Origin of the sequence: Pseudomonas bananamidigenes, assembly GCF_001679645.1 — a bacterium.
GTDB classification, from domain to species: domain Bacteria; phylum Pseudomonadota; class Gammaproteobacteria; order Pseudomonadales; family Pseudomonadaceae; genus Aquipseudomonas; species Aquipseudomonas bananamidigenes.
In genome coordinates this window covers 1-16393 of sequence record NZ_LRUN01000087.1, presented here as the reverse complement: position 1 = coordinate 16393, position 16393 = coordinate 1, and the positions used below count along the sequence as shown (strand labels likewise).

At 60.4% G+C, this 16393-nt stretch carries 12 protein-coding genes; 5 read left to right on the top strand and 7 right to left on the bottom strand.

Annotated features, from left to right (window positions below; genetic code table 11):
- Positions 1 to 109 precede the first annotated feature (109 nt).
- The gene (locus tag BBF94_RS25245) at positions 110 to 604 is read left to right on the top strand and encodes a SprT family zinc-dependent metalloprotease (protein ID WP_007957760.1); all 495 of its coding nucleotides are present in this window, start codon (positions 110 to 112) and stop codon (positions 602 to 604) included.
- A gap of 151 nt (positions 605 to 755) precedes the next feature.
- On the opposite strand, the gene BBF94_RS25240 is transcribed toward BBF94_RS25245, so the two are convergent.
- Positions 756 to 1937, bottom strand: a complete 1182-nt coding sequence (locus BBF94_RS25240; RefSeq protein ID WP_065261655.1) for a CaiB/BaiF CoA transferase family protein — start codon at positions 1935 to 1937, stop codon at positions 756 to 758.
- A gap of 145 nt (positions 1938 to 2082) precedes the next feature.
- Entirely contained in the window at positions 2083 to 3417 is a 1335-nt protein-coding gene (locus tag BBF94_RS25235) for a dicarboxylate/amino acid:cation symporter (protein WP_065261654.1), read from the bottom strand.
- A 352-nt stretch (positions 3418 to 3769) separates the two neighbouring features.
- On the opposite strand from BBF94_RS25235, the gene BBF94_RS25230 reads away from it, so the two are divergent.
- Positions 3770 to 4768, top strand: coding sequence for an AraC family transcriptional regulator (locus tag BBF94_RS25230; protein ID WP_065261653.1), 999 nt, complete (start codon positions 3770 to 3772; stop codon positions 4766 to 4768).
- A 9-nt stretch (positions 4769 to 4777) separates the two neighbouring features.
- Here the strand turns inward: BBF94_RS25230 and BBF94_RS25225 are convergent, their stop codons facing one another.
- The 3 genes from BBF94_RS25225 to BBF94_RS25215 all read right to left on the bottom strand — a co-directional run bounded on the left by BBF94_RS25225 (position 4778) and on the right by BBF94_RS25215 (position 8128).
- The gene (locus BBF94_RS25225) at positions 4778 to 5983 is read right to left on the bottom strand and encodes a hypothetical protein (RefSeq protein WP_065261652.1); all 1206 of its coding nucleotides are present in this window, start codon (positions 5981 to 5983) and stop codon (positions 4778 to 4780) included.
- Between the two features lie 124 nt (positions 5984 to 6107).
- The gene (locus tag BBF94_RS25220) at positions 6108 to 7454 is read right to left on the bottom strand and encodes an ATP-binding protein (RefSeq protein ID WP_065261651.1); all 1347 of its coding nucleotides are present in this window, start codon (positions 7452 to 7454) and stop codon (positions 6108 to 6110) included.
- The gene (locus BBF94_RS25215; protein WP_065261650.1) at positions 7451 to 8128 is read right to left on the bottom strand and encodes a response regulator transcription factor; all 678 of its coding nucleotides are present in this window, start codon (positions 8126 to 8128) and stop codon (positions 7451 to 7453) included. Before BBF94_RS25215 ends, BBF94_RS25220 begins: the two co-directional genes overlap by 4 nt.
- Positions 8129 to 8333: 205 nt before the next feature.
- Here BBF94_RS25215 and BBF94_RS25210 point away from each other — a divergent pair, with 205 nt between their 5' ends.
- Together BBF94_RS25210 and BBF94_RS25205 are read left to right on the top strand one after the other, a co-directional pair.
- On the top strand, positions 8334 to 9125 hold the full coding sequence (locus BBF94_RS25210) for a dienelactone hydrolase family protein (protein WP_065261649.1): 792 nt from the start codon (positions 8334 to 8336) through the stop codon (positions 9123 to 9125).
- A 166-nt stretch (positions 9126 to 9291) separates the two neighbouring features.
- Positions 9292 to 10017 (top strand): 4'-phosphopantetheinyl transferase family protein, encoded by a 726-nt coding sequence (locus tag BBF94_RS25205; RefSeq protein WP_065261648.1) that lies wholly within the window; start codon positions 9292 to 9294, stop codon positions 10015 to 10017.
- A 6-nt stretch (positions 10018 to 10023) separates the two neighbouring features.
- Here the strand turns inward: BBF94_RS25205 and BBF94_RS25200 are convergent, their stop codons facing one another.
- Positions 10024 to 11634, bottom strand: coding sequence for an ATP-binding protein (locus BBF94_RS25200; protein ID WP_065261647.1), 1611 nt, complete (start codon positions 11632 to 11634; stop codon positions 10024 to 10026).
- A complete protein-coding gene (locus BBF94_RS25195) occupies positions 11631 to 12353 on the bottom strand; it encodes a response regulator (RefSeq protein ID WP_065261646.1) in 723 nt (240 codons plus the stop codon). The genes BBF94_RS25200 and BBF94_RS25195 overlap by 4 nt, the downstream gene beginning before the upstream one ends.
- Positions 12354 to 13124: 771 nt before the next feature.
- On the opposite strand from BBF94_RS25195, the gene BBF94_RS25190 reads away from it, so the two are divergent.
- On the top strand, positions 13125 to 16019 hold the full coding sequence (locus BBF94_RS25190) for a ribonucleoside-diphosphate reductase subunit alpha (RefSeq protein WP_065261645.1): 2895 nt from the start codon (positions 13125 to 13127) through the stop codon (positions 16017 to 16019).
- Positions 16020 to 16393 lie beyond the last annotated feature (374 nt).

Below are 16393 nucleotides of genomic sequence, written 5' to 3'. Positions count from 1 at the left end.
AAGGCGGCCTTCTCATGCCAGGGAAAAGCACCACGACCATTCGGCAGTTCGGCGATACGCAAGGCCGGACGGTTGCGGCATACTCCGACTCTCTGGAGATCCATCAAGCATGCCCGAGCAACTCAATACCCGCGTCGAAGACTGTTTCCAACTCGCTGAATCCTTTTTCAAACGTCCTTTCAAACGCCCCGTGGTGAGCCTCAAGCTGCGCGGGCAAAAAGCCGGCGTCGCGCATCTGCACGAGAACCTGCTGCGCTTCAACCCGCAGCTGTACCGCGAAAACACCGAACATTTCCTCAAGCAGACCGTAGCCCATGAAGTCGCGCACCTGATCGCCCATCAACTGTTCGGCGACCGCATCCAGCCCCACGGCGAGGAGTGGCAACTGATCATGCGCGGCGTCTACGAACTGCCGCCGGACCGCTGCCATACCTATGAAGTCAAACGTCGCAGCGTGACCCGCTACATCTACAAATGCCCGTGTGCTGATAGCGATTTTCCGTTTTCGGCCCAGCGTCACAGCCTGGTCAGGCAGGGGCGACGGTATCTGTGCCGGCGTTGCCGCAATACATTGGTGTTCAGTGGCGAGATGCGGGTCGAGTAACCCGGTTTTTTTGTATTACCTGCACTGGCCTCATCGTCGGATCGCCGCCCGGACCAAGCTCGCCCCCACAGTGTCCCGTGTGTTCACAGCCTCTGTGTACGACACATAACCTGTGGGAGCGAGCTTGCTCGCGATGAGGCCGCAACTGGCACTAGAGAATCACCTTGGCTCGGCGCAATTCGGCAATCCGCTCAACACTCAAGCCCAACTCCCCCAACACCTGATCCGTATGCTGCCCCAGCGCCGCGCCGACATGCCGGGGCGGCGGCAACGCTTCAGAGAACTTCAGCGGGCAAGCGATCTGCGCTTGCGTCGAGCCATCCTCGCGCGGTACCCGAGTCACCAGTTCCCGCGCCTGTAATTGCGGATGCTGCACCGCTTCGCCCAGTTTCAGCACGGGTTCGACGCAGGCATCGATCCCGGCGAACCGTTCGCACAGCTCGGCAAAGTCATGCTTCTCGAATTCCACCTTCAAGGCCTCCTTGAGTGCGCGTTGCTGCTCGGGTCTGGGTGACAACCCCTGCGCCGCCAGTTCAGGCCGGCCCAGCGCCGCACACAGTTGCTGCATGAAACCCGGCTCCAGACTGCCCACCGACATCCAGCGCCCGTCCCGGGAGCGGTAATAGTCATAGAAACTGCCGCCGTTGAGCATCTGGTCCTCCCATCCCGGTTCTTCACCGCAGGCCAGATACCCGGCACCGGCCATGGCGTTCAGGCTGAATGCACAGTCGGTCATGCTCACATCCAGGTGCGTCCCCTGCCCGGTCTGTCGGCGGGCGATCACCGCCGCCAGCAGACCGATCGCCCCGTGCAGCGAGCCACCGGCGACATCCGCCACCTGCATGCCCAGCGGCAACGGCCCGCTGTCGGCACGCCCGGTGTAGCTGGAGAGCCCGGCCAGCGCCAGATAATTGATGTCGTGACCGGCGCGATCCTTGTATGGCCCGGTCTGGCCATAACCGGTGATCGACACATAAATCAGCTTCGGATTGATCGCCTTCAGCGCCTCGTAACCCAGACCCAACCGTTCCATCACCCCGGGGCGAAATTGCTCCAGCACGATGTCGTAATCCGTCAGCAACTGCTTGATCAGCTCCAGTGCTGCGGGCTGCTTGAGATCCAGTGCGAGACTGCGCTTGTTGCGATTCAGATAGGCATGGCTGGCCGAAATCCCCTGATCGTGAGGCGGCAATACCCGCACAAGGTCAAGCCGGGTCGGCGATTCGATGCGCAGCACCTCGGCGCCCATGTCCGCCAGCAACAGCGAGGCGAACGGGCCCGGCAGCAAGGTCGAGAAATCCAGAATCTTCAGTGAGGCCAGCGGTGCAGACATGGGCGATCTCCATCAACGATGCTTGCAGCCTAGGCAGCCGTCGACGATGGGGCAATTACCGGATGCATCAGTTGTGCTGACCGTTTTGCTCAAGTCGCAGGCAAGAAAAAACCCGCCGAAGCGGGTTTTTCCATTCAAGCGATGCTTACTTCACGTTGCTCGGGGTCGGACCTTCGGCCACACCCAGGTCGTCTTCGTGACGCTGGTCAACGATACCGCGACCGCCCGAGGCCAGCTCGGCGTCCAGTACGTCGGTGTCCAGCTCCTTGACCCACTTGGCCACAACGATGGTCGCTACGGCGTTGCCCACCAGGTTGGTCAGGGCGCGGGCTTCGGACATGAAGCGGTCGATACCCAGGATCAGCGCCAGACCGGCCACCGGCAGGTGACCGACCGCCGACAGGGTGGCGGCCAGCACGATGAAGCCCGAACCGGTCACACCGGCGGCGCCTTTGGAGGACAGCAGCAACACCACCAGCAGGGTGATCTGGTGAGTGATGTCCATGTGGGTGTCGGTCGCCTGAGCGATGAACACCGCCGCCATGGTCAGGTAGATTGCAGTACCGTCGAGGTTGAACGAGTAGCCGGTCGGGATCACCAGACCCACCACCGATTTTTTCGCGCCCAGACGCTCCATCTTGATCAGCATGCGTGGCAGTACCGATTCCGAGGAGGAAGTGCCGAGTACGATCAGCAGTTCTTCACGGATGTAGCGGATCATCTTCAGCACGCTGAAGCCGTGCATGCGGGCGATGGCACCCAGCACGATCAGGATGAACGCCACGCAGGTGATGTAGAAGCAGGCCATCAGTTGACCCAGTTGCACCAGCGAGCCGACACCGTAGGCACCGATGGTGAAGGCCATCGCACCGAAGGCACCGATCGGCGCGAGCTTCATGATCATGTTGATGATGTTGAACATCACGTGAGCGAAACGATCGATGAAGTCCAGAATCGGCTTGCCGTAAGCACCCAGGCGATGCAGGGCGAAACCGAAGATCACCGAGAACATCAGCACCTGCAGGATGTCACCGGTGGCGAACGCGCCGACGATGGTGGTCGGAATCACGTTAAGCAGGAAGCCGACAACGCTCTGGTCAGCGCCTTGCTGTACGTAGGTGGCAACTTTCGAAGCATCAAGGGTGCTGACATCGATGTGCATGCCGTTGCCCGGTTGCACGATGTTGACCACGATCAGACCGACCAGCAGGGCGATGGTCGAAACGATTTCGAAGTACAGGAGTGCGTAACCGCCGGTCTTGCCCACCGATTTCATGCTCTGCATGCCAGCGATGCCGCTGACCACGGTGCAAAAGATGATGGGGGCGATGATCATTTTGATCAGTTTGATGAACCCGTCACCCAGCGGCTTCACGGCCACACCGAGCTGCGGGTAGTAGTGGCCGAGCGCAATACCGATACAGATTGCGACGATCACCTGGAAATACAGGGATTTGTACAGTGGCTGACGAGTCGTCATTGCAAAGTTCCTCAAGAGTCCCGCGTGGCAACATCCATCTGTTGACGCGACACTTGAATTGCGAACCCTCCTGCACTGGAGGGATTTGTTGTGTCGAACGACGCTTGCCCGGACCGGCTCGGCGCACGTTTCTGTCGCTCTTATCGCAAACGTCGTGCCACTTTGGTGCAAATCGCTGCAAGCCTTTTGATATCAGGGGATGCAGGTTTTTTTGTGTCACCATCCGGTTACTCAAGTGTGGCGGATTTCCGCCAACACACCCGGTCTCGTCCTACAATTTGGCGGAAATCCGCCTTGTTGCCGATCAGAGCCGCCGGCTACCATCGGTCGCCAGAGGAAGGATTTGCCGCCCATGCGCGAACGCACCATCGCCAGTCATTTCGCCCGTGCCGCCCTCGGCGGTGCACGTCGTCGCGGACTCGATTATTCGGACCTGCTGTTGCAACTGGGCATCAGTCCCGAGCTGCTCGACGAACCCCGTGCGCGGATCGCTCCCGAACTGTTCACCCGATTGATCCAGAACCTGTGGCAGGCTCTGGACGACGAGTGTCTGGGTTTCGGCGACGCGCCCAGCAAGACCGGCAGTTTCGCCATGATGTGCCACGCCATCATTCATTGCCGCAGCCTGGAGAAGGCTCTGCAACGCGGCTTATTGTTTTATAGCCTATTCCCGCAAGCGCCGCGCCTGACCCTGACGCGCGAAGACGAATGGGTACGTTTGAGCCTCGACGACAGGCATTGGTGGGATCCGGATCATTTTCTCTCCGAGAGCCTGCTGGTGATCTGGCATCGCCTCGGCAGCTGGCTGATCGGCCAACGGATTCGCCCGGAGCAGGCAACCTTCAGCTACCCGAAACCGGCCCACGGTGCCGAATATGACTTGCTGTTTTCCTGCCCGCTGGAATTCTCGGCAACACAAACCAGCCTGGTGTTTCACAGCCGTTATTTGCACATGCCGCTGTTGCAGGACGAACGCACCCTCAAACACTTCCTCGAACGCTCCCCGGCCGACCTGCTGTCACGTCCGGATGAAGGCAACAGTCTCAGCAGCCGACTGCGCCGTTTGCTCAGCCACGACAGTTCTCGCTGGCCGGACCTGGAAGCCGTCGCTGCACACTTGCACATCAGCCCGCAAACCCTGCGCCGGCATTTGCGCGAGGAAGGCACCAGTTTTCAGGAATTGAAGGATCAGTTGCGCCGGGACATCGCGATCTATCACCTCGGGCGAGCCGATCTGTCGTTGCAACAGATCGCCGAACAGCTCGGTTTTTCCGAGCCGTCGGCGTTTCACCGGGCATTCAAGAAGTGGACGGGGCTGACACCGGGGGCTTATCGGGCGCAGGAGCTTTGATTACAAGTGTCATGACCAGATCGCAAATCTGTCAAACGCACACCAGTCCCTTCCCGTAATGAAAAGTGAGACCTGACTGATTCCGACCGCTGAGAAATCAGTCAGATGATAAATAGAGCCCTGAGCAATATGCGGAATTGCTTGTGCTCCCAACAGAACACCTGAGGCGTTGTAAAAGCTGACCGATGCAGGTGCACTGACCGAGCCGCTGAAAAAGGACACTCGAGAGCATGGAATTTTCAGCCGAAGCTGAATTTGAACGGTGCTGGTGTAAGGGGCTTCGACACCGTATGAGGGCTGTAACGCTTGCCCTTTGATCTCGCCTTGCGCCAAGCCAGTTGCAGGCGCGATTGCCACTTGGCTGAAAGCTTCACCCGACGCATAGAAAACATCGAAATAGCGCAGGCTGATGGTTCCGCCAGGGTTGATGATTGTCGTTGGAGTAGAGTCGAAGTCTTCAACAAACGGCTCCTGCGGCTCCTCTCGATTCAAGTGGATATCCAGATAGTGTTGTGAAGAAGCCACAACATTCCCCAACTGGTCGAATACCTGGAACTCCACAATGGAGTTTGGGTGATCCCCCGCTTGTTCGAAGATGTCAGTAAACAGCGTTTTCGTAATCGGGGCAGGAGCATCGGGCACATCAAAATCGAAGGTTGCATCGCCAATCAGGCAACGGATCCGGTCGAAAGGACGCCGGTTGTTATATTTAAACGTCAATTCAACCCCTTTCCGCGCATCTTCGGCACCCACCCCCTTTTCGATAATCGCCGGAGGAAAGAGGAGTTCGAGGCCATCGGCAAGCCGCAGATGATAAAGGACGTTCAAATCACGGGAGTCCTCGCTGCCGTTTCCGCTGGCGCGTTTGACTTTGTAATGCAATCGGTTGACCCCGTGCCGCAGCCGACCGTGCGGTACATACAGAGCGATCCGCAGCTGTTCTTCACCCGCCTTGACGGTATGGCCGGTCACAGGATTGGTTTCATCGTTTACATACAGGTCGACTCGATCATCCACCGCCATGGTCGAGGATCGCATCTGTAGCTCAGCCCATGGATCAACCAGGCATTCGAGGCCCTTCGGTTGATCATCGTAAATGGATTTGGGAATACCACCGTCCGCAATAGCCGGTGGTTTTACCGGCGATACCCACCCCTGAATAATGACTGGATAGAGCACAAACAATCGAGCAAGCATCGAAGACTGAATATCCATCACTCTCTCCAAACGCAAGAAAAGTCCGAACATTCATCTGATGCTATTCAGGGAAAGCCGGCTACTGTCAGAAATAACAGGTACGGCGATCTATCAGACGAGCGGCCTACTCATTCAACGCCGGTCACACCGTCGGAAAATGAATCCTGAACGCCGCCCCGCCCATCGGCGAATCGCCCAGGGTCAATTTGGCGTTGTAGCTCTCGATGATGTCCTTGACCACCGCCAGACCGATCCCCTGCCCAGGGTGCTGGCGATCCAGACGCTCACCGCGCTCGAGGATCCGTGCCCGCTGATGCTGTGGCACGCCGGGGCCGTCGTCTTCGATGCACAGTTCGATCCCGGCCAGGCTTTCGCGCACGCTGATGCGCACTTCACCCAGGCAAAGGCGATAGGCGTTTTCCAGCAGATTGCCCATCATTTCCAGCAAGGCGCCCTGCTCGATCGGCACGTAGCACTGCTCCGGCAGGTCGAACGCCACGCGTACGTGTTTATCGCGGTAAACCTTGTCCAGGGTGTCGCACAGGCTCTTGAGCACCGGGCGCAGGCGCACCTGATGACGCACCAGACCGCTTTTGCGCAGGCTGGCGCGCTGCAACTGGTAGCTGATCTGCTGGCTCATGCGTTCGATCTGGGCTTGCAGCACCCAGGCCTGATCACGATCTTCCGGGCGCTGAGCCATGTCTTCACTGACGCCCTGCAAGACCGCCAGCGGGGTTTTCAGACTGTGGGCCAGATCGTCCAGAGAGTCGCGGTAACGGCTGCGCTGCTGGCGTTCGCTGTGCAGCAAGCGGTTGAGCGAGCCGGTCAGGCGCAACAGTTCACGGGGGTGTTGTTCGCTGAGGCTTTCGCGGGTGCCGCTTTCGATTTCGTCCAGCTCCTGGCTGAGCCGGCGCAAGGCTTTCAGGCCCCAGGTCAGGCCGATCCACAGCAGCGAGAGCAGCACCAGCAATGCCGCGCCGAAGCCGAGGTAGAGGTTTTCCCGCAGCCCTTCGAGGGTGGTTTCGTATTCGCGCACCGGTTGCAGCGCAACGATGCTGAACGCCGCATTCTTGCCGCCGAGCAGTTTGACTTCGACGTCGTAGACGAAGAACTCCTGGCCACTGGCTTCGCGAATCCGCGCAAACTCGCTGCCCATTCCGTCGTAACGCGGTTTGTAGTTGATCTGTTCTTCCTGGGTCGCTTTCGAGCGCCAGACCAGATGACCTTCGCGGTCGTAGATGTAGCCGAGCAGACGGAAGTCGGCGAGGTTGAAACGCTCGTCCGGCAACTGCATCGGCATCACCAGCCGACCGTTTTCGATCCGGGCGGCGGAAATCAGTGTGGTGACATCCGAAGCCAGGCGCTGCTCGATGGAATCCTGCAGCGCCAGGCTGAACGCCCCTTGCATCGCCGGAAGCAGGGCGAGCATGAAGAACACCGCCAGCGTCGTGGCGGCCAGCATCAAGCGAACACGAAGCGAACGGATCAAGTGCAACGCTCATTGAACAGGTAACCAAGCCCGCGCACCGTGTCGATCGGCTTGAACCCGCCCGGGCCTTCAAGCTTGCGCCGCAGGCGCCCGACCAGCACTTCGATCACGTTCGGATCACGCTCGTCGTCGTCCGGGTACAGCTGTTCCATCAGGCGATCCTTGGGCACCACTTGCTGGTGGTGGCGCATCAGGTATTCGAGAATCCGGTATTCGTAGGCGGTCAGCGCCAGCGGCTGTTCATCGAGGGTCGCCTGCTTGCGGTTGAGGTCCAGCAGCAGCGGCCCGGCGACGATGGACGACTGGGTGAAGCCGCTGGAGCGACGCAACAGCGCATTGAGCCGTGCTTCCAGCTCTTCGAACTGAAACGGTTTGACCAGATAATCGTCGGCACCGGCGGCCAGGCCTTCGACCTTGTCCTGCCAGTTGCCACGGGCGGTGAGGATCAGAATCGGAAAACTCTTGCCGTCCTGACGCAACTGGCGGATCAGATCGAGCCCGCCCATGCCCGGCAAACCCAGGTCGATCACCGCCAGGTCAAAGTTGAATTGCCCGGCCTGGTACAGCGCCTCTTCGGCATTGGCCACGGACTCGACCACGTGACCGCTTTCCGTCAGGCGGGTTTGCAGGTGATGGCGCAACAGCGCTTCATCTTCGACGACCAACAGCTTCATGACACTCTCCCGGGCCAATCAGAATCTCCGACAGCATACCTGCGACAACGGTGTACCGCCGCTTTTGAGGGGCCTGTTCATTTCATCCCTCGGACAGGGTTCCAGATTACTGAACCCGGCCTGTACCTGCCCTGAACGCACCCTGAACCCGGTGCAGGCAAATGAACTAGGCTGTCCTGACCTTTTATTGTCAGGAGACCCGATCATGCGCCTGTTCCTTGCCCTCACCCTGCTCGCCTTCAGCAGCCTCAGTGCGGCGGCGATCAAGACTCAGGAAATACCTTACCAGAGCGCCGACGGCACGAAACTGATCGGTTATTTCGCCTACGATGATGCGATCAAGGGACCTCGCCCGGGCGTTGTGGTGGTCCATGAATGGTGGGGCCTGAACGACTACGCCAAGCGCCGCGCCCGGGATCTCGCCGGGCTCGGCTACAGCGCATTGGCCATCGACATGTACGGCGACGGCAAGCACACCGAGCACCCGAAAGATGCGATGGCGTTCATGCAGGCCGCCACACAGGATGCCGACGCCGCCAGCAAACGCTTCCAGGCCGGCCTCGACCTGCTGAAGAAACAATCGCAGACCGACACCGGCAAACTGGCGGCCATCGGTTACTGCTTCGGTGGCGGGGTCGTACTCAATGCGGCCCGTCAGGGTGTACCGCTGGCGGGCGTGGTGAGTTTCCACGGCGCTCTCGCCACCAAGACCCCGGCGACGCCCGGCAGTGTCAAAGCCAAAATCCTCGTCGAGCACGGTGCACTGGACAGCATGGTCACGGCCGACAACGTGACGGCTTTCAAGTCGGAAATGGACAAGGCCGGCGCCGACTACAGGTTCGTCAGTCTTGACGGCGCCAAACACGGTTTCACCAACCCCGACGCGGATCGCCTGAGCCACGGCGAGCATGGTGGCCCGGATATCGGTTACAACAAGGCTGCGGATGAAAAATCCTGGGCGGACATGCAGGCCTTCTTCAAGAAAATTTTTGGCTGACTGGATACCTTGTGGCGGGGGCGCCTGCTCCCGCTCAGCGGTAACGCCGTCACAAACCCGATGCAGGTTCAGAGGCTCTTCGCGCGCCGGCGGGAGCGAGCTCCCTCACCACAATGGCACTGATGCCTACTATCCAGCCCTGACGCTTATCGGCAAAATGCCCGTCATGAATTCCAGCCCTCTCCTCCCCGCCTGCTGCACCCCGCTCGATGCTCACTGGCCATTGCCGACCGTGCTGCCGGACACGGTGCTGCTGAGCACCCACTTCGATCCGTCACAGTTGCTCGGCGATGACTTCCGTCGCAGCGCCATCGAGCCTCCACCGAGCATCCAGCGCTCGGTGGCCAAGCGTCAGGCGGAATATCTCGCCGGACGGATCTGCGCCCGGGCCGCGCTGCAGCAACTGGAAGGCTCAGGCAGCGTTCCGGCCATCGGCGAAGATCGTGCGCCGGTCTGGCCGGTGCACATCTGCGGTTCGATCACCCACAGCACCGGCCGGGCGGCGGCGATAGTCGCCAACAAACAGCACTGGCGCGGACTGGGCATGGACCTGGAAAACCTGCTCAACGCCGAACGGGCCGAGCGGCTGGCCGGGGAAATCCTCACACCAGCGGAGATGCAGCGCCTGGCGGCCGGCGCCCGCGATCAACTGGCGTTGTGGGTGACGCTGACGTTTTCAGTGAAGGAAAGCCTGTTCAAGGCGCTGTATCCGATCGTCCAGAAGCGCTTCTATTTCGAGCACGCCGAAATGCTCGAGTGGACCGAACAGGGTCAGGTACGGCTGCGACTGCTGACGGACCTGTCCGGCGAATGGCGCAACGGCACGGAACTGGATGCGCAGTTCAGTGTGCAGGACGGGCAGTTGCTGAGTCTGGTCAGCATCCGGGCTTGAGCGATTTCAACGTCGCTCCTGATTCCTCGGCCAGCTCAGGCTGAAACACGCCCCGCCCAGACTCTTGCTCTTGCCGATCAGCGCCCGGCCGTCATGCCAGTGAATGATCCGCCGCACGATGGACAAGCCCAGGCCGTGGCCACCGGAGGCGCGGGTCCGGCTGTCGTCCAGCCGCAGGAACGGCGTGAAGATTTTCTCCCAGGCACTTTCTGGCACACCGGGACCGTCGTCCTCGACGTCTACCCGACAGCGCATCTGACCGACCTGATAGCTCACCGTGACTTTCGAGCGCGCATGGCGCATGGCGTTGCCCACCAGGTTCTGCAAGGCCCGATGCAGGTAACGCGGCTCGGCCTCGACCCAGGCATCGTCGCAATCAGCCGCCGACAGACACAAGCCGCGTTGCACCGTGACGTCGGCGCGCAGCGGCGCCAGTTCTTCGATTACCTGAGTGACCAGTGCATCAAGGTCGATGCGCTGGAACGTCAGCGCCGGCGAGCCCTGCTCCAGCCGCGCATAAGTGAGCATTTCATCGACCAGCTTGTCGAGGTCCTCGATGTCGTGGTCCATGCCTTCGCGGTATTTCTCCAGGGCTTGCGGGGTGGTGGCCGAACCGATCATTTCCAGACCGAAACGCAGGCGCGCCACCGGTGTGCGCAACTCATGGGACACCGCGCGCACCAGTTCACGCTGGATCGCCAGCAACTGTTGCAGGTGCTCGGCCATGCCGTTGAACGCTGCCGCCAGTTTGCCCACCGAGTCGGCACCTCGGGCCGGCACACGGGTTTCCAGACTGCCCTTGGCGATGCGCGTGGCCGCGGCTTCAAGACCGCGCAAACGCCGTTCGAGCTGACGCACCAATAAATAGACGATGAGACCGATCAGGGTCAGCCCCAGCGCTGCAATCAACACCAGCCATTGCGGCGGGTACGGATTCATCTGATAGAGCGGACCGATTTCCAGCACCCACGGCGTGCCAACCATCCCGGCGAACACCCGGATCGAATCACCGCCCTTGCCCAGTGCCATCACCGTATCGCCCTCCGATACGCGACGGCTCTGGTCTTCATCCATGTCGGCCTCGTTCACGGTGACCAGCCGCAGGTCGAAGCCGAACCCCTTCTCTTCCTTCAATTGAGCCAGACGTCTGGGCTGCTCACCCACCGGCACCCGCACCAGTTCATCGGCCAGCAGATAGATGGTTGCCCGTGCCAGTTGCTCGCTGATCTGTTGCACCTCGCCCACCAGCACAAGCTGCTCCTTTTCGCTGACCATCCGATAGACCTTCGCCGCGTGCGGCCCGGTCTGTTCGACCAGGGCCTGCCCGCGCTGTACACGGGTGCGTTGGGTCAGATCGAGATCGGTCTGGGGGAATGTCTTCAGCGTCAGCGGAATGCCCAGCAATCGCTCCCACACCAGCAACGCCCGGTGTCGTTCGGTGTCGTTCATCGGTTGCAGGTTGTCGGCCATCAGGGAAAACGTGCCATGGGCCAGACGCTCGCGGTATTGCTCGCTGCGCACCTGATTGAGCAGGTGCAACGCCAGTACCCCGAGCACCGCCACCAGGATCAGCGCCGCGCACATGCCGCCATAGATACGCAGGAAGATCGAATTCACAGCGGCAGTTCTGCGCAGGCTTCCGGCACGAAGAGATAGCCCTTGCTGCGCACGGTCTTGATCAGGCGCGGGTGATCGGGGTCGTCGCCGATCTTCGGACGGATGCGCGAGATGCGCACATCGATCGAGCGGTCCTGTCCGTCGTAACCGATGCCGCGCAACGCGGTGAAGATTTCTTCCCGGGACAGGATGCGTCCGGCGTTGGATACCAGCAGCCACAGCAGATCGAACTCGGCGCTGGTCAACTCGATACCGCTGTCGCTCAGCCAGGCTTCGCGCAAGGCGTTGTCCACCACCAGCGGGCCGAACTGCAGACGACGAGGATTGCCCGATCCCGGTTCCGGTGTGTCACTGCGTCGCAACAACGCCTGGATGCGCGCCAGCAACAGACGCGGACGCACCGGCTTGCACACGTAGTCATCGGCGCCGATGTCGAGCCCGAGAATCTGGTCGGCATCGTCGGTGCGTGCGGTCAGCATGAGAATCGGCCCGTCATACCGGTCGCGCACCTTGCGGCAGATGCTCAGGCCGTCTTCACCGGGAAGCATCAGGTCGAGAATCACCAGATCCGGCTGTTCCTTGATGATCCGCGCCGCCGCCAGCGCACCGTTGCCTTCGATCTCCACGTGCAATCCATTGGCTTGCAGATATTCGCGCGTCAGTTCGGCCAGACGCTGGTCGTCCTCGACTATCAATACCTGCCAGGCTTCTTGCTCCACGGGTGACCTCTGCTTGCCATTGTTATCAGTAAAAGAAGGATCTTGTGGCGAGGGCGCTTGCTCCCGCTGACTGCATGGCAGTCCTTCATTTGTCATGTTTCTGGTGCATAAGAATGCAAGTGTTCGGGCCGATTGTATAAACGGCGTACAGCGAGAACACAAGTCGGTAAATGCGTTCGGACAAGGCCGTTTTTTGTGATAGGGTTCGCGCCCTTAAAAATCCGCTGAAGCGTTTTTCCCGAAGAAAAAACAGTGACGGACGGTCTAGCTCAACGGGTCTGCGGCCTACATGCGAATTCGACATTTCGCACACAAATTACGCACAGGGTTATCCACAGGCTGTGCGTTGCAATCGCCCCCCAAAACGCATTATCTTGTAGCCCGCGCCTGAAAAACCCCTACATGTAGGGGTTGGCGCCAAAAACCAAACACAAACCGGACAGTGAATTCAAGGCTTTTTATTGCCATTGTCGGGTTGAACCAAACGTATTTTCAGAAGCCCAAACCGCGCCTGCGGATGGCTACCGTTTTTCAGCCGATCACGGCGTAAACGGTACGGGTGTTGCAGTGGCGAAACTGCTCCCCGAACGGAATGCGGTTTCACGCGTATTGCGCGAACCGAAGACTTCGGCATGGAAGCGGCGCCCACAAGGCCCCCTTCCTGAACTGTCCCGAAGTCGTTACCCGGCACTGGCCGGTCGTAGTGCTTCAGGACGGAACGGTGGGCACCGTGATGGTGCCCAAACAAACATAGAGAACGTGGAGACACCCATGCAAACCGACACAACTCGCGAGAACCCGCAGGGCACCTTGCCGCAGGCCGCCGATTCGAATCCGGATCTGGCAGCCACCGCGCCTGGTCAACTGCGCGTGATCAAGCGTAATGGCACTGTCGTTCCTTACACCGATGACAAGATCACCGTCGCTATCACCAAAGCGTTTCTCGCAGTTGAGGGCGGCACCGCTGCCGCTTCGTCGCGAATCCACGACACCGTTGCCCGTCTGACCGAGCAAGTCACCGCGACCTTCAAGCGTCGCATGCCGTCGGGCGGCACCATCCACATCGAAGAAATCCAGGACCAGGTCGAACTGGCCCTGATGCGTGCCGGCGAGCAGAAAGTGGCTCGCGACTACGTGATCTACCGCGATGCCCGCTCCAAGGAGCGCGCCACCCGCACCACCGCCGAAACACCGGTCCAGGCACACCCGTCGATCCGCATCACCCGCGCCGACGGCAGCCTCGCGCCGCTGGACATGGGCCGTCTGAACACCATCGTCACCGAAGCCTGCGAAGGCCTGGCCGAGGTCGACGGCGACCTGATCCAGCGCGAAACCCTGAAGAACCTGTACGACGGCGTGGCCCTGAACGACGTCAACACCGCGCTGGTGATGACCGCCCGTACCCTGGTCGAGCGCGAGCCGAACTACTCGTTCGTCACTGCCCGCCTGCTGATGGACACCCTGCGTGCCGAAGGTCTGGGCTTCCTGGGCGTCGCCGAGAGCGCGACCCACCACGAGATGGCCGACCTGTACGCCAAGGCCCTGCCGGCCTACGTTGCCAAAGGTATCGAGTTCGAACTGCTGAACCCTGTGCTGGCCGACTTCGACCTGGAGAAACTGGGCAAGGCGATCAACCACGAGCGCGACCAGCAATTCACCTACCTGGGCCTGCAGACCCTGTACGACCGTTACTTCATTCACAAGGATGGCGTGCGCTTCGAACTGCCGCAGATCTTCTTCATGCGCGTGGCCATGGGCCTGGCGATCGAAGAGAAGCAGAAAGAAGACCGTGCGATCGAGTTCTACAACCTGCTGTCCTCGTTCGACTACATGGCTTCGACCCCGACCCTGTTCAACGCCGGCACCCTGCGTCCACAGCTGTCGAGCTGCTACCTGACCACCGTGCCGGATGACCTGTCGGGCATCTACCACGCGATCCACGACAACGCCATGCTGTCGAAATTCGCCGGTGGCCTGGGCAACGACTGGACGCCGGTTCGCGCACTGGGTTCGTACATCAAGGGCACCAACGGCAAGTCCCAGGGCGTGGTTCCGTTCCTGAAAGTGGTGAACGACACTGCCGTCGCCGTTAACCAGGGTGGCAAGCGCAAAGGCGCTGTGTGTGCCTACCTGGAAACCTGGCACATGGACATCGAAGAGTTCATCGAGCTGCGCAAGAACACCGGTGATGATCGTCGTCGTACCCACGACATGAACACCGCCAACTGGATCCCTGACCTGTTCATGAAGCGTGTCTTCGACGACGGCAAGTGGACCCTGTTCTCGCCATCCGAAGTACCAGACCTGCACGACCTGACCGGCAAGGCCTTCGAAGAGCGCTACGAGTACTACGAAGCCCTGACCGAATACCCGGGCAAGATCAAGCTGTTCAAGACCATCCAGGCCAAGGATCTGTGGCGCAAGATGCTCTCGATGCTGTTCGAAACCGGCCACCCTTGGCTGACCTTCAAGGACCCGTGCAACCTGCGCAGCCCGCAGCAGCACGTCGGTGTGGTCCACAGCTCGAACCTGTGCACCGAGATCACCCTGAACACCAACAAGGACGAGATCGCGGTCTGCAACCTGGGCTCGATCAACCTGCCGAACCACATCGTCGACGGCCAGCTGGACACCGCCAAGCTCAAGCGCACCATCGACGTGGCCGTGCGCATGCTCGACAACGTGATCGACATCAACTACTACTCGGTGCCGCAGGCGAAGAACTCCAACTTCCGTCACCGTCCGGTCGGCCTGGGCATCATGGGCTTCCAGGACGCGCTGTACCTGCAGCACATCCCTTACGGTTCCGACGCTGCCGTCGAGTTCGCCGACAAGTCGATGGAAGCGGTCAGCTACTACGCGATCCAGGCTTCCTGCGACCTGGCCGACGAGCGCGGCTCGTACGAGACGTTCCAGGGTTCGCTGTGGTCCAAGGGCGTACTGCCACTGGATTCGCAACAGATCCTGATCCAGGCTCGCGGCGAGAAGTACATCGACGTCGACCTGAAGGAAACCCTGGACTGGGCACCGGTTCGCGCCCGTGTACAGAAAGGCATCCGCAACTCGAACATCATGGCCATCGCACCGACCGCGACCATCGCCAACATCACCGGCGTATCGCAGTCGATCGAACCGACCTACCAGAACCTGTACGTGAAATCGAACTTGTCGGGCGAGTTCACCGTGATCAACCCGTACCTGGTTCGCGACCTGAAGGCTCGCGGTCTGTGGGACTCGGTCATGATCAACGACCTGAAGTACTACGACGGTTCGGTGCAGCAGATCGAGCGCATCCCGCAAGAACTCAAGGCGCTCTACGCGACCGCGTTCGAAGTGGACACCAAGTGGATCGTCGACGCCGCCAGCCGTCGCCAGAAGTGGATCGACCAGGCTCAGTCGCTGAACCTGTACATCGCCGGCGCATCGGGCAAGAAACTCGACGTGACCTACCGCATGGCCTGGTACCGCGGCCTGAAAACCACCTACTACCTCCGTGCCCTGGCCGCGACCAGCACCGAGAAGTCGACCATCAACACCGGCAAGCTGAACGCGGTTTCCGCGGGCGGCAACCACGGTAACGATTCGGTCCTGGCAGCGCCTGCCGGCCCTGCTCCGGTACCGAAGGCCTGCGCCATCGACGAGCCGGATTGCGAAGCTTGCCAATAAGCTGAGCTGAATCAGGCGCTGCGAAACGCCTGATCGAGAAGCCCCCGACAGACTTCTGGTTTGTCGGGGGTTTTCTTTTGCCTGCGACAAAAAATCAAAAGCCCCCCTCACCCTAGCCCTCTCCCGAAGGGAGAGGGGACTGACCGAGGTGCTTGGTAGAGGTACGCCGACGTGAAATACCGAGGTGAACTCGGGGTTTAAAACACATGTCATGCAACTCAGCCTCTTCTGCCTCCTACTCCCACTCGTACTCCTACTCCTGTCTCGGCTTTGGCTTTCGCTCTCCACCACTCAACACAATGAGCGTTAGCTCGAGTACCGCTTTTGACGTGCTGGCCCCTTCGGCAGGCTGAGTGGAGGGATTTATCCGGGGG